The sequence below is a fragment of the Natrinema marinum genome, from assembly GCF_024296685.1.
GTDB lineage: Archaea > Halobacteriota > Halobacteria > Halobacteriales > Natrialbaceae > Natrinema > Natrinema marinum.
Window position 1 is genome coordinate 484,605 of record NZ_CP100763.1, and the last position, 14,466, is coordinate 499,070.

Annotated in this window: 11 protein-coding genes; 3 read left to right on the forward strand and 8 right to left on the reverse strand. The window is 64.6% G+C overall.

Annotated elements, in window-relative coordinates:
* Window positions 1-85 precede the first annotated feature (85 nt).
* The 6 genes from NKH51_RS02495 to NKH51_RS02520 form a co-directional block, all read right to left on the reverse strand.
* Window positions 86-580, reverse strand: coding sequence for a ferritin-like domain-containing protein (locus NKH51_RS02495; protein ID WP_254763659.1), 495 nt, complete (start codon window positions 578-580; stop codon window positions 86-88).
* Window positions 581-711: 131 nt separating this feature from the next.
* Window positions 712-1,932: a Fe-S cluster assembly protein SufD gene (sufD, locus tag NKH51_RS02500; RefSeq protein WP_254763660.1), complete on the reverse strand. Its 1,221-nt coding sequence runs from the start codon at window positions 1,930-1,932 to the stop codon at window positions 712-714.
* 1 nt (window position 1,933) lies between these two features.
* A complete protein-coding gene (gene sufB / locus NKH51_RS02505; RefSeq protein WP_254763661.1) occupies window positions 1,934-3,364 on the reverse strand; it encodes a Fe-S cluster assembly protein SufB in 1,431 nt (476 codons plus the stop codon).
* Window positions 3,365-3,425: 61 nt separating this feature from the next.
* Window positions 3,426-4,334 carry an ABC transporter ATP-binding protein gene (locus NKH51_RS02510; RefSeq protein ID WP_254763662.1) on the reverse strand — a complete coding sequence of 303 codons (909 nt, stop codon included), beginning with the start codon at window positions 4,332-4,334 and terminating at the stop codon, window positions 3,426-3,428.
* Between the two features lie 235 nt (window positions 4,335-4,569).
* Window positions 4,570-7,308, reverse strand: a complete 2,739-nt coding sequence (locus tag NKH51_RS02515) for a DNA-directed DNA polymerase (RefSeq protein ID WP_254763663.1) — start codon at window positions 7,306-7,308, stop codon at window positions 4,570-4,572.
* Window positions 7,309-7,383: 75 nt separating this feature from the next.
* The gene (locus tag NKH51_RS02520) at window positions 7,384-8,952 is read right to left on the reverse strand and encodes a carboxylesterase/lipase family protein (RefSeq protein ID WP_254763664.1); all 1,569 of its coding nucleotides are present in this window, start codon (window positions 8,950-8,952) and stop codon (window positions 7,384-7,386) included.
* Between the two features lie 187 nt (window positions 8,953-9,139).
* Here NKH51_RS02520 and NKH51_RS02525 point away from each other — a divergent pair, with 187 nt between their 5' ends.
* From NKH51_RS02525 to NKH51_RS02535, 3 genes are all read left to right on the forward strand, one after another.
* Window positions 9,140-9,325, forward strand: coding sequence for a DUF7331 family protein (locus NKH51_RS02525; protein WP_254763665.1), 186 nt, complete (start codon window positions 9,140-9,142; stop codon window positions 9,323-9,325).
* Window positions 9,326-9,376: 51 nt separating this feature from the next.
* Entirely contained in the window at window positions 9,377-9,808 is a 432-nt protein-coding gene (locus NKH51_RS02530; protein WP_254763666.1) for a DUF7322 domain-containing protein, read from the forward strand.
* A gap of 105 nt (window positions 9,809-9,913) precedes the next feature.
* On the forward strand, window positions 9,914-10,363 hold the full coding sequence (locus tag NKH51_RS02535; protein ID WP_254763667.1) for a DUF7346 family protein: 450 nt from the start codon (window positions 9,914-9,916) through the stop codon (window positions 10,361-10,363).
* 21 nt (window positions 10,364-10,384) lie between these two features.
* Here the strand turns inward: NKH51_RS02535 and rad50 are convergent, their stop codons facing one another.
* Window positions 10,385-13,069 carry a DNA double-strand break repair ATPase Rad50 gene (gene rad50 / locus NKH51_RS02540; protein ID WP_254763668.1) on the reverse strand — a complete coding sequence of 895 codons (2,685 nt, stop codon included), beginning with the start codon at window positions 13,067-13,069 and terminating at the stop codon, window positions 10,385-10,387.
* A complete protein-coding gene (gene mre11 / locus NKH51_RS02545) occupies window positions 13,066-14,373 on the reverse strand; it encodes a DNA double-strand break repair protein Mre11 (protein ID WP_254763669.1) in 1,308 nt (435 codons plus the stop codon). The genes rad50 and mre11 overlap by 4 nt, the downstream gene beginning before the upstream one ends.
* Window positions 14,374-14,466: the final 93 nt, after the last annotated feature.

The following is a 14,466-nucleotide window of genomic DNA, read 5'->3' on the forward strand; positions in this document are numbered from 1 at the left end:
ACTCGCCGGGATAATCGACTCCGGGACTCGATGCGCGCGTCGGACGGCGTCGGAACGGTCGCGACCGCCGCGGTGGCCGTTCCGATCATGCTCTGTGTTCCATGATCTCGGTCACTTCCTCGACGCCCTCTTTTTCCTCCTCCCGAATCGCGTACAGCGTTTCGAGCAGGCGGTCGCGATCGACCGCGAATTCGGCGTCGGATGCCTCGATCGCTTGAATCAGGTCGTCGTAGAACTTGTACGCCGTCTCCTCGTTCGCTAACTGGTCGTAGAGGACGCCGTCCGTGTCCTCCGGTGGCCCGTACTGGGCGTCGACCAGCGCATTGATCTCCTCGTAACCGACCGTTTCGGCCTCGAGATCGTCGATCAGCGCCTCGAGTCGCTCGCGGTGGTCGGCCGACTCGGCGGCGGCCTCGGCGAGCAACTCCTCCACCTCCTCGTCGAACTCCGCCCGCTCTTCGGGGGGCAGGGACTCGATGTGGTGGGCGGCGCGTGACTCGACGAGTTCCTCCAGCACGACGCCGATCTGGAGCAATCGGGTCAGCTGGTGGTCGCTCGAGACGCGCTGTCCCAGACTCATGGATGACATACTGGACCGTCGGTACTTATGTTTCCCTATTGCCGAGACGGGGCGGCCGACGGTCTCCGGGTCCGGTGATGTCGCCGTCGGTCGTCGAAAGCGGGAGAAACGGATCGAACGAAAGCGGCCGACTATTCGCGCTGGCGCAGCCGAGCGCCGATCAGTTCTTGCAGGTCGTCGCGGAGTTCGTCGACGTCGATCTCCTCTAAGACCGGCACGAAGAAGCCCTCGACGAGCATGTTACGCGCGGCACGCGGGTTGACGCCGCGGGAGGTCATATAGAGCAGGTCCTCCTGGTCGATCTGGCCGACCGTCGCGGAGTGGCTCGCCTCGGTGTCGTGGTTGTTGATGATCAGCTTCGGGGAGGCGTCGGCCTCGCTCTCGTCGGAGAGCATCAGCGTGTTTTCACGCTGGTAGGAGCTGGTGTCCCAGGCGTCCTTTCCGACGTCCTGAACGCCCTCGTAGACCGAGCGGGCCACGTCGTCGGTGACGCCGCGGGTGACGAGGTCGGCCGTCGTGTGCTCTGCCCGGTGCCAGACCTTCGCGTCGAGGTCGAAGTGCTGGTCGTTGTGGCCGTAGAAGGCCCCGACGATCTGCGTTTCCGACGAGTCGCCGCTGAGCGTCGTCGAGACTTCGGTCTTCGTCAGCTGGGTGCCGAGGTTGCCCTCGATCCAGTCGATAGTGGCGTAGGTGTCGGCGACGCCGCGCTTGACGGTGAAGTTGTAGGCCTCCTCCGAGAGGTTCTGGAGGCTACCGTACTGGACGTAGCTGTTCTCACCGGCGGCGACCTCGACGATGCCGCTGTAGTACTGCTCGTCCTGTTCGGCGCCGGTCGACTGGCGCTCGAGGATCGTGACCGAGGACGACTCCTCGGTGACGACGAGCGTGTAGTTGAACAGCGAGCGGGAGTTCTGCTCGGTGCGGACGGTGACGTCTTCGGCGTCGACGCCCTCGGGGACGTAGATGACCGTCCCGGTGCTGAAGAGTGCGGTCGACAGCGCCGTCAGGTAGTTCTCCTGCGGATCGACGATGGAGCCGAAGTGCTCCTTGAGGAGCTCCTCGTGCTCTTGGACCGCCTCGGCCCACGGGAGGACCTCCGCGTCCTCGGGGCCGACCTGGTCTTTGTCCTCGGCCGCGTTCAGCGGGTCCACGAGCGACTCGAAGTCCAGTTCGTGGAGGTTCGTCCAGTCTCGGCCCGGCGTCCGGATCACGTCCGGCATGTCGAGGTCCTCGAGCGCCGCGAGCGCCTCGAGACGCGTTTCCGTGAGCCAGTCGGGCTCGTCGAGTCCCTCGCTGATCTCGCGTACCTGTGCTTCCGTCAGATTGGCGTGTACCTGTGTTCCGGCGCTCATATTATCCGAGGCTTCCCTCCATCTCGAGTTCGATGAGACGGTTGAGTTCGACGGCGTACTCGATCGGCAGTTCCTCCGTGATCGGCTCGATGAAGCCGGCGACGATCATCTTCTTGGCGTCGTCGTCGTCCAGACCGCGGCTCTGGAGGTAGAAGATGTCCTCGTCGCCGATCTTGCCGACGGTCGCCTCGTGTGCGACGTCGACCTTCGACTCCTCGATCTCCATGTACGGCATGGTGTCCGAGGTGGATTCGTTGTCGAACATCAGCGCGTCACACTCGACGGCGGTCGAGGAGTTCTCGGCGCCGTCGGCGATGTGGACGAGGCCGCGGTAGTTGGTGCGGCCGCCGTCTTTGGAGATCGATTTGGACTCGATGGTCGAACTCGTGTCGGGCGCGTTGTGGTAGACCTTCGCGCCGGTGTCGATGTCCTGACCCTCGCCCGCGAAGGCGATGGTGATGTGGGTGTCGGTCGCACCGCGCCCTTTGAGGATCGTACACGGGTAGAGCATGGTGGCCTTCGAGCCCATGCTGCCCGAGACCCACTCCATCGTACCGTTCTCCTCGCAGATGGCGCGCTTGGTGTTCAGGTTGAAGGTGTTTTTCGACCAGTTCTGCACGGTCGAGTACTGGACGTGTGCGTCTTCGCCGACGAAGACTTCGACGCCACCCGAGTGCAGGTTGTGGGTGCCGTACTTGGGCGCGGAACAGCCCTCGATGTAGTGGACTTCGGAGCCCTCCTCAGCGATGATGAGAGTGTGCTCGAACTGGCCCATCCCCTCGGAGTTCATCCGGAAGTAGGCCTGCACGGGCATCTCGACGGTGACGCCCTCGGGGACGTAGACGAACGACCCGCCGGACCAGACGGCTCCGTGCAGCGCGGCGAACTTGTTGTCGCTCGGCGGCACGCAGGTCGTCATGAAGTGCTCTTTGACGAGTTCGGGGTGCTCCTGGACCGCGCGGTCCATGTTCATGAAGATGACCCCCTTCTCCTCCCACTGTTCTTGCATGTTCTGGTAGACGACCTCGGACTCGTACTGGGCGCCGACGCCGGAGAGCGCGTTCTTCTCGGCCTCCGGAATGCCCAGTTTGTCGAAGGTGTCTTTGATTTCGTCGGGCAGCTCCGTCCAGTCGTCGACGCCTTCGCGCTTGTCGACGTCCGGACGGATGTAGGGGATGATCTCCTCGACGTCCAGTTGGGAGAGGTCGGGCATGCCGGGCCAGTCCGACGGCATCGGCATGTTGTGGTACTGCTTGAGCGCGCGCAGGCGGCGCTCTAACATCCACTCGGGCTCGTCTTTGTCCTCGGAGATCATGCGGATGACCTCCTCGGTCAGGCCCTTGTCGGATTTGACCGCGGCGTTTTGCTCTTTCTTGAACTCGAACCGGGCCTCGGTGTCGGTCTCTTTGAGATGGTCTTGATCGGAACTCATTGGTTGATGTGGTTAGTGGTTACGGCTGTAGCGTTATTACGGTTGTTCTAGTCGAATCCGGTTACGCGGTGCCGTAGACTTCCTCGCGGACCCAGTCGTACCCCTTGTCCTCGAGCTCTTCTGCGAGCTCCGGACCGCCGCTCTTGGCGATCTGGCCGTCGAGCATCACGTGGACGTGATCGGGCTCGACGTAATCGAGGATGCGCTGGTAGTGGGTGATCTGCAGGATGCCGGTGCCCTGCTCGTCGCGAAGCGCGTTGATACCGGCGGAGACGTCCTGCAGCCGGTCGATGTCGAGCCCGGAGTCGATCTCGTCGAGCACGGCGATCGACGGCTCAAGGATGGCTGCCTGCAGCACTTCGTTCTGTTTCTTCTCGCCGCCGGAGAAGCCGGCGTTGAGGTAGCGCTGGGCGAACTTTTCGTCCATGTCCAGTTGCTCCATCTTCTCTTGCAGGATCTTCTGGAACTCGGCGACGCCGACCTCGCCCTCGTCGGCGGGGCCTTCCATCGGCGAGGTCTCGAAGCCGTCGTCCTCGGCCTCTGCTTCTTCGCTTTCCTCGTCCTCGAAGAGCTCCTCGCGCTCCTCGATCTTGGCGTTCAGCGCCGTGCGGAGGAAGTTCGTCATCGTGACGCCCTCGATCTCGGCGGGATACTGGAAGCCGAGGAAGATGCCGAGCGCGGCGCGCTCGTTGGGCTCGAGATCGAGCAGGTCCCACGTGCGCTGGTCCTCGTCGATCTCGATCTCGTCGCCGAACTCGCCCTCCTCGAGGTGGAGCAGGACCTCGCCGTCGGTGACCTCGTAGGCCGGGTGGCCGGCGATGACCTTCGCGGTCGTGGACTTCCCGGAGCCGTTCGGCCCCATCAGGGCGTGGATCTCGCCGGATTTGACCTCGAGATCGACGCCCTCGAGAATTTTCTCGTCGCCCTCCGCTACTTCCGCGTGCAGGTTGCGTAGTTCGAGACGTGCCATAGTACTCTGTCACTTGAATGGTGGGTCGTATGACTGATAACGGTTTCGTATCCAATTGGATACGGTTCCGCTTAACAAAAATAATTTTCCGAAATAGAAATCCAGGTCGCGGCCGGGCCGCGACCGAGAGCGACGATTTCCGGCCGCACGTCGGAGACGGTCGTCGTCTCGAAACGGACGTAATCGAGTCGATACAACCCCTGAACGAGGAGTTTCGGCGAGGTGCTTCGGAAGATCACATGAAGCTGTCCAGCCCTTTCTGCTCCTGGCCGCTTTTCACTTCGTTCCAGGAGACGTCCAGCGCCTCGAGAATGCGCTCGATCGGACCCTTTAGCGTCTTCTCGAGCATCGTGTCGTAGTCGACCTCGAACTCGTCGGGGATCTGATCCTCGTACTCGAAGCAGATCACGTCCGGGTCGCGCTTGAACGCGCCGTAGAGCGGGTCGGTGCGGGCGTCGAACCCCTCTTCGTCCTCGAGTCGTTCGAAGAAGGTCGGATCGACCCGATCGAGGTAGAGGCGCTTGGGCTTGCTCCCGCGCTGGAAGTTGGTCCCCAGCAGGAGGTTGGCGTACTTCGCGCCGCGGACTTGGGCCGTGTCGGTGTCGTAGTTGTCGAGTCGCTTGCCGATCCCGCCTGGAATGGCGATCTCCTCGAGGGAGATGTCGCCCGTCCGGACGTCTTCGATGACGCCGTTGACGTACTCCTTTGCCCCTTCGATGTCGCCTTCGCGGACGATCATCTCGATGACTCGGTGTTGAACCTCCTTGGTGATCGAGGCGATATCGGAGCGCTGGTACTCGAAGCCGACGATGTCGATGTCGTCGACGTCTTTCCCCTCCTTCCAGACGATGTGGCCGGCGTAGCGTTTCTTCTTGCCCGCCTGGAAGAACCGTCGGTAGAGCTTCTCGAACTCGATCTGGAAGCGGTGTGAATCCGCGTTCAGGTCTTCGCGCGCGAAATCGTTATATCGGCCGTTGATGTGCTCCTCGATGGCGAAGGACTGCTCGATGGCGTCCTCCGTCGAGACGTCGGGGCCGAGCTCGAGCATGACGCTGTCCGTATCTCCATACGTTACTTGATAGTTGAGTTCGGTTGCAGCTGTTTCCGTAAATTCGATTACTTCGCGCCCGGTAGCCGTGATTGCGGATGCTGCCTCTTTGTCATATAGGCGGAATTGTTCCCAACCCGACACTCCGTATAGCGAATTCATGATAACCTTTACCGCACCCTGCTGGCGGTCGTACTGCTCGTACTCGAGGCTTCCGGGCTCGTGCTCGTTGCGCAACTCCTTCTTTTCCTCGCGCTCGGCGAGCAGTTCCGTGATCATCTCGCGCATGACGCCGTCGGGCTCCTTCCGGAAGTGGATCGGCTCCGGTTCCGTGGGCGCGACGTAGGTCTCACCGTCGTACTCGTCGGGGTCTACTTTTGTCTCTGGCGAGGCGTTGATCGTCGTCATACACATGGGGTACAGCGACTTCAGGTCGAGCACGGTGACGTTCTCCTTGACGCCCGTGATCGGCTCGAAGACGGCGCCGCCCTCGTACTCCTCGCCGGCCTCCTGTTGGCCCTTCGAGGGGAGCGCGAAGCGGCCGTGGGCCTCGTGGAGGACGTACATGTCGACCGCGTCGCCGGGCGTGGGGGCGTCCTCTAACTTGCAGCCGACGAACGAGCGCACCTCGCCCCAGAACGGGATGATCTCCTGCTGGCGGTCGAGTTCGACGCAGAGTTCCACGTCCCGCAGGTTGTACGCGAGCAGTTGGGTCGGATCGCCCTCCCAGAGGTCGCCGATGTCGCCGGCGTACCGTTCCTTGCCGACGCCGAGCTCGGCCTCGCCGACGGCGTCGAGCCGGTAGGAGTCGAGTTCGGAGAAAACCATCCGCTGGTAGCCATAGAGGAGGTCGAAGACGACCCGACCCTTGATGTCGGGGCCGCCCCAGTTGCTCCGCCAGACCTCGTCGACACGCGAGAGCCGGTCGATCGAGAGGTCGTACTCGTGGTGTGGCCCGCCGAGTTCCTCGAGTCGATCGAGGAAGTACGGCGCGTCGAAGTCTTCGAAGTTCCAGCCCGTGAGGATGTCGGGGTCGGTCTCGTCGACGTACTCGATGAACGCCTCGAGCATCGCCTCTTCCTCCTCGAAGGTCCGCACCTCGTGGTCGATCTCGCCCTCGATCGGATCGTAGTCTGTGATCTCGGTCGGGATCTCGCCGTCGCCGATCGGGGCTTCGTAGAGCCACATGATGTACTCGTCGTCGTACGAATCGTGGCTGGTCAGACAGACGATCGGCTCCTCGCCGTCCTCCGGGAAGCCCTGGCGGTCGTCGACCTCGATGTCGAACGTGTTGATGCGCGGTTCGGCGTCGACCGGCGTCGCCTCGACCTCGTCGTGGGGGACGACCAGCGAGTCGTCGTCCGCGCGGCGCTCTGGCACGCGGAAGCCGCTGCGGATGTCCTTGTCGATCAGGAACCGGTTCGGAAACAGGATGTCGGCCTCGTAGTGTTCGAACTCGTCGCGGACCTGCCCGACATCGCGGGGCGTCTGGCCGAAGATCTTGGTCAACTTCTCGCCCCGGATGCTCTCGTAGGGCTCGCCGTCCTCGCCGACCTCACGGCTGCCGGTTAGCCGGTCGTACTGTTCTTCTGGCGTCCGCTCGAGCGTTTCCGTCGGCGCGTAGAAGTACGGCCGGAAGCCGACGACCTGCACGTGCTCGAGGGTGCCGTCGGGCGTGCGCCCGAAGACGTGCATGATCGGTCGCTCCTCGTCGCCGTAGCCGGCGATGGTGTAGTCGACCTGCATCACGGCGAGTTCGAGTTCGCCCTGGGCCTCGGGGAGTGTCTCCTCGAGGACGTCGATCACCTCCGCGGCGTCGGAGCCGCCGTTGCCGGCGATGGCGACGGCCTCCTCGTCCGGCCGGTCGTCGGCATCGTCGGGCTCGCCGCCGAAGTCCGCAAGTCCGGTCTGGCCCGCCTCAGTCATGGTGCTGGGGTTGGCAGGCGGCGGATAAAAACCCCTGCAATCCCCGTCCGCGTTCGAGGCGCCGACCGCGGCCGATCAGAGCCCGATCTGCTGTCGATAGACCGGCTCCCAGAGGGCACACTCCGGCTTCGGTCCGGCCTGCTCGATGATCCAGTCTTCGGTCAGTCGAACCTGTTCCTGCCCGTCGGCCGAGAACTGCGGCCAGTCGGGGCGCAGTCGGCTGTTCGGGTCGCCGGTCTCGGCGAACGTCGTCCAGTAATCCCGCATCCGCCGTGAGAGGAGTTTATCCTTGATACCGAGTCGTGCCAGCGTCGTATCGCCCTGCGTGACCTCGCCGCCGAAGACGTAGGCGAGTTCCGACGCGTGGTAGGCGCCCACGTCGTCGGCGAGCAGCGACAGCGCCGTGAGCGGGTACGTCGGCCTATCGTCGAACAGGTAGCGGTAGACGGTACCGCCGTTCTCGTCGATCCACTTCGCGACCAGTCGGTCGGCACAGAGGAAGGTCGCGTCGGTCGTCGCGTCGATGAGCGCTTTCTTCGGCGTCTCGTAGGCAGATGCGGGGTAGGTCTCGAGGACCTGATCGGCGATCTCGCCGTAGCGCTCGCGGAGGATCGACTCGTAAGCATCGGCCGACGGAACGTCGGTCTGCAGGAGGAATAGTTGCGTTTCGTCGGCGTTGCCGCCCGTGATCAGGGGCACGTCGTTGAACTCGCCGTCGGCGAACCGCTTCGCGGGGTGTTTCTCGATGACCTCGCCGTCGACGGTGACGCCGAGCGGGCCGTCCAACGTGCTCTGACCGGAGCCGGACGCGTTCGCGTTCAGGATCTCCGCAGGCGATTTCGAGCGCAGACACTCGCTCGGATCGCTCCCGGAACAGCCCAGCTCCGTCGCGAGTTCGACCCCGTTCTGTGTTGCTTCCTCGCGGTCGTAGAGGTCGCCGACGACGGGACCGCTCTGACAGATGACGCGGTCGAACAACCCTTCCGTCGCCGGATCGCTCATCAGCGTCAGGACGGCGTTTCCGCCGGCCGACTCGCCGAAGATGGTCACGTTGTCTGGATCGCCGCCGAACGCCCGGACGTTACGCTGGACCCAGCGCAGCGCCGCCTGCATGTCTTGGTACCCCTGATTGACGTTTCGTGGGTTCTCCGCGAGGAGATCCGGGTGGGTGAAAAAGCCGAACGGTCCCAGGCGGTAGTTGATGGTGACGACGACCACGTCGCCGAACTCGGAGAGCCGTCGCGATTCGTACCGGTTGCTCCCGCTCGTATAGCCGCCGCCGTGGATCCAGACCATAACCGGCCGCGGCTCGTCCGGCGTCGCGTCGGTCGGTGTCCAGACGTTCAGGTTCAGACACGCCTCGCTCCCGCGAATCTCCGTCTCGCCACCGGTAACCCCCGAGAGGCCGCCGCTCTGGACGCAGGCCGGGCCGTACTCGGTCGCGTCAAGCGTCCCCTCCCACTCGCCGGGCCTCTCCGGTGGCCGCCAGCGGCGATCGCCGACCGGCTGTTTCGCGTACGGAATCCCTTTGAACACGTTCGTATCGCCGACTTCTTCGCCGACGACCGGTCCGTTCTCGGTCGTCACCTCGGGGCCGGACCCCGTGAATGCGCTGCCGACTCCACTGGTGGTGCCGATCGCCATCGCGCCGAGGAGCGCTCGGACGTAACGTCGCCTGTGTAGTGTCATTATCGTACTTCGAGACATAATACTTTACCATATAATATTAATACATTGCCTCTAATACTGTGTTATTTATGTGCGGGCTCCGGTCCTAAGCGTTGCGGGAGCAAGAAGACATTTAACGTGGTAACACATACCACAGAAACAGGTGATCGATGTGTCCACCCACGTGAACGACGACGCGACGGACCAGCCCGAACCGACCAGCGTGCCCGAGGGTACCGCAACCATCGAATCCTACGAGACCGAGGACGGCGTCGTCTTCTACGACGCCCAGAATCCGCTCGCGTGGGTCGAGGCCACCCGGCCCCTCACCCTCGAGGAACTCGCCTGAGCGGCAATCCAAACGCGAACGTTTTTCCTGTCGTTTCACCTTGGGTCGGACGTGGTATTCGACCCGTCCGACGACGAGTCCGCGGATCACGAGCCGGACCCGGAAGCGCAGTTTCGGGATCCGGACCACGATTCGCTCACGATTCCCAGCATCGAGCCGCCGGATTCCAAGCCGGAGACGGACGACGAACCGTACGCGGACTCGGTCAGGATCCCGACCGTCACCACCGACGAACTCGACGCACCGGAGGACCTCCTCGAGGCGTTCTGGGTCGTCGTGCTCGTCATCAACGGCGCGATCCTCGCCGCCTCGCTGGGGGCGCTCTATATCATCTTCGAGGGGAATACGAACAGAGGCGGCTTGCTGCTCGCGATCGGGCTCGTTCTCGGCGGATTCGCCGCACGCCGCTACCGAGAGTACGAGCGCGTTGCGGCCGAATCGACGGGGACCACCGACGCCGACGAAACGGACGACGCAAACTGACGGCAGAGACGGCCGACGCGGCCACCACGGACGAACGGGCGAAACGCTGAATACCGACGCTTCCGACACAGCTCATACGCGATCGACCGACGATTCAGGCTCATCATGAAATCCGTCCAGGACGACACCGGCAAGCGCTATCTCCTTCTCAAACACTCCACCGAGGCGAGTCTCGTTCGCGACCCCGAAACCGGCAACGAGTGTTACATCCAGAACGACCGCCTCGAGAGCGTCGACGGCGAGTCGCCCCTCGAGACGGCTGCCCGAAGCGTCGACGGCCCGATACTGACGCTGCTGACCAACGTCCACGACGAGGAGACGCTCGGCCTCTTGATCGAACTCGGAGAGCGGGGACCGCTCGACGTTCGCACGCTGCTCGACGCCTACGATTTCTGCGAGAGCGACCTCCACGGCCGGCTCACCGTCCTCTCGGCGGCCGGCTTGCTCGAGGAAACCGAGATCGCTGGCGAGCGCGGCTACCGACTCTCCGAGGACTGTGAAACCGCGCTCGCGGTGCTTCGATCGAACCTCGAGCAGCCCGCTGACTCGACGTAGCGTCGATCGCCGCCGCGGGGCTCAATCGGACGTGAGCAGTGCCGTCTCCGGCGGCTGGCCCCGCTCGAGGCGCGAGCGGTTCGAGGTGGCGTCTTTCTCGACGCGGACGAGCGAGTCCGCCGCGCCGACGAGTTCCTCGTCGTGGCTGACGACGACGATCTGTTCGACGCCGAGATCCCGCATCGACTCGACCAGCGAGACGAGTTGCGTGACGTGGCCCGAATCGAGGAAGACGGTCGGCTCGTCGAGGATGAGCGGCGGCATCGGCGCGGTCCCCTCGACGCCTTCGGCGAGCAGCCGGTAGATCGCACACCGCAGGCTGAGGTTGAACAGCGCCCGCTCGCCGCCCGAGAGCTGTTCGGGCTCTAGAGCCTCGCCGTCTTTCTGATAGACCGTCAGCCGGTAGTCCCCGTCGAGATCGATCGCCGCGTAGGAGTCGTTCTGATAGACCAGATCGAACGTCTCGTTCAGGAGCCGCTCGAGGGTCTCGACGTTTCGCTGGCGCAGTTCCGCCCGCAGTTCGCCGTAGGTCGTCTGTAACGTCTCGGCCTCGTCGTACAGCGACTCGAGGCGCTCGCAGCGCTGTTCGACCGTTTCGAGGCGCTCGCGGAGCCGCTCGAGTTCGTCGAGTTCGTTCTCGACGGCTCCGATGGCGTTTTGAATCTCGTTGCGCCGTTCCTCGAGTTCCTCGAGCTTCGCGTCGACCTGTCCGATGTAGCTTTCGGCGTTTTCCTTGTCCGCACGGGCGGTCTCGACTCGCTCTTCGTCGAACTTGGACTCGAGCTCTCGCTTGCGCTCGCGCTTTGCCGAAAGCGTCTCGCGGCGCTCGTCGTTCATCGTCTCCCAGTCTCGGCGGCGCTCGCGGAGGGTCTCGATCTCGCTCTCGAGGCTGTCGCGCTCGTCGGTGATCTCCGAGACGCGACGAAGCCCCTCCAGAGATTCCTTGATCTCCCCGCGTTCGGTGTTGATCTCGCCCAGTTCGGCTCGCGCGTCGGCCACCTCGTCTTCGCGTTCCGCGGCCGCGGATCGCTTCTCCGACGCCTCTGACTCGTACTCCTCGGCGTCGGCCCGAAGCTGCCCGCGCTGGTCGCGCCGGTCGTCGATGGCCTCGCGTTTCTCCGCGAGTAGCTGCTTCAGGTTGTCGCGGTTCTCCTCGAGCCGGTCGACCCGCCGCTCTGCCTCTCGCAGCCCTTCGGCGCGTTCGATCCGCTCGTCGAGTCCGTCGCGTTCGGCTTCGAGTTCCTCGCGGCGCGCCTCGAGGTCGGCCAGTTCCTCGCGGCGGTCGTCCAGTACGTCGACGTGGGGCGAGTCCGCGACCGGCTGGCCACACTCGGGGCACTTCCCCTCCTCTAGTAACCGTTCGCCCTCCTCGATGGCGTTCTCCGCGGCCCGGATGTCGGCCGTCACGTCGTTGAGGTCCGCGACGATATCCTCGCGTTCGGCCTCGAGTTCCTCGAGATGGGAGTCCGCCTCGCCGAAGGCGACCAGCGCGTCGTCGAACGCCGCACGCGCGTTTTCGATCTGCTCGTCGAAGTCTTCCAGTTTCGCCTCGCGCTCCGCGATGGCCTCCTCGTCGGCCTCGATCCGCTCGTCGAGATCGTCCGCATCGTCGCGAGCCGCCTCGGCTTGAACTTCGAGGTCGTCGGCCTCCTCACGGAGCCGCTCTGCCTCGTTGTTCCCCTCGGTGATCGTCACCCGAACGTCCTCGAGGTCGTCGCGGAGTTCCTCGTCGCGGGCCTCGAGGTCCGCGATGCGATCCGCGACCGTCTCTTCGTCCGGGCTGGTCCCCTCGAGATTAGTCTCGGCGAGCAACTCGGCGCGTTCGTCGGCGAGTTCCTCGCGCCGTTCTCGCAGATCGCGGATCTCCTCGGACGCGTCCTCGCGCTCGCGTTCGGTCTCGGAGATCTTCGAGCGGAGGTCGTCGATCTCCCCCTCGAGTTCTGCGATTTCCTCGCGGGTCTCTTCGTGGCGCTCGAGGACGTCTTCGGCGGTCTCGAGCGTCTCCTCGGCCTGATCCCGTTGGGTCTCGTAACGGTCGATCTCCTCGCCGACCTCGGCCCGGCGCGACTCGAGGCCGTTGAGCCGCTCGTGGAGGTCTTTGTCCGCTTTCTGCTCGACCTGTTTGCGAACGTTCTCGAGAACCTCGCGTTGCCCGTCGAGGACGGTCTTGACGCCCAGCCGGGCCTCACTGCCGCGCTCGCGGTACTCCTCGAGGGCCCCGAGCTGGAGGAGGTCGTCGATCATGTCCTGTCGGTCGCTCGGCGAGGCGTGGATGAGCTTGTTGACCTCGCCCTGGCGGACGTACGCGCAGTTGACGAACGCCTCGGCATCCATCCGCAGGAGTTCGGTTACCTCGCGGCGCACGTCGCGAGCCCCCTCGATCGCCCCGTCGGGCGTCTCGAGGACGCACTTCGTCGTGGTCGCGCGGTCGCCGCGCAGCTTCAGTCGGCGCTCGGCGCGGTACTCACGATTGTCGTGGGTGAACCAGAGTTCGACCTCGGCTTCCTCCTCGCCGGTCGTGATCACGTCGTCTAGGGTGCGATCGTCCAGCGCTTTCGAGCCATAGAGCGCGAAGAAGACCGCCTCGAGCAGCGTCGACTTCCCGCTGCCGTTGACGCCGTGGACGACGGTGACGCCGCGCTCGAGCGAGAGGTCGGCGTCGCCGTAGCACTTGAAGTTCAGCAGGCGAACGCGGTCGACCCTCACGCGAAATCACCCAGCGATGCGGTGTCGGCCCCGCCGTCTGCGTCTCCGGTGTCGGTCCCGTCGTCCTCTGGTTCGGCCTCGGCGGCCGTCTCGCCCTCACCGTCACTACCCGCGGACTCGCTCGGCTCCGCGAGCTGATCGGCGACCGTCGTCACGTCCGCGTCGCCCGGTTCGCGCTCCGGGGCGGGTTCGAACGCCGACTCGTCGTCCTCGAGCAGTTCCCGGACCCGGCGTTCGACGGACTCGCGGACGTTCGAATCGGCCACGTCGTCGTTCCGGACGGTCTCGTCGATGCCGAGGGCGGCGTCGCTGAGCCCGAGTTCACGCACTCGCTTCCGGACGGCGTCGTCCGGATCGGCGAAGCTCACCGACACCTCCTCGTCCTCGTCGGGGAGTTCCCTGCGGTCGTTCACGCGGGCGACCAGCGCGCCGCGATCGATCGCGAGTTCCTCGATCGCGGCCGGCGTGACCGGCCGACCGTCGCCTTCGACGGTGACGATGACGACCGCGTCCTCGAGGTCGTGCTGGCGGACGCGTTCCTGTACCCGGTCGACTCCCTCGCCGTCCTCGAGTTCGACGTCGACGAAGACGAACTCGCGGGTGTCGGTGAGTCCCCGTCGGCTGATCGCGACCGACTCGTCGTACTCGACGAGGTTGTAGCCCCGCTCCTCGCGCTCGCTGGCGCTCGCGCGCTCGGTCGAGCCGCAGTAGGTGACCCACGTCTCGCGGACTTCGGCGGTATCGGGCGCGTGGTTGTCCCCCAGCAGGACGGCGTCGAAATCGACCGTCGATTCCTCGAGGACGGTCTCGGTATCCCAGTCGGCGTGGGCAAAGGGTTCGAAGAGGCCGTGGCTCACGAGCGTGGCGTGATCTGCGTCGTCGGGGACGGACTCGAACTCGTACTCGAGGTCCTCGCGACGCGATCGGGGGACGAAGTCCAGCCCGTAGAAAGCGGCGTCGCCGACGACGACCGGTTCGGCGCCGAGCCGGGTTGCGAGGCCGAGGTCCGCGAAGAGGTCGAGCCACTGGGCGTCGCGTTTGGATTCGTGATTGCCGACGACGGCGAGAAAGGGGATGTCGGCGTCCGAGAGGGTTCGAAGTACGTCGACGGTTCCCTGCAGATCGACCAGACTCGGTCGGCGGTCGTGAAAGAGGTCGCCGGCGTGGACCACGGCGTCCACGTCGTCTTCGACCGCGTCGTCGACGACGTTCCGGAACGCCTCGAGGAAGTCCCGTCGTCGCTCGGGCGAGTTGTACTGCTGGTACCCGATGTGGGTATCGCCCGTATGGATAACCCGCGTCATTGTCCCCCCGTTGGCGAGTCGCCCCTAAAGGGGTTCCGTCACCGGAGTGAAACTAAAGCCGGAACGTCACTCGAACCGAGACGTTCGTCGAGA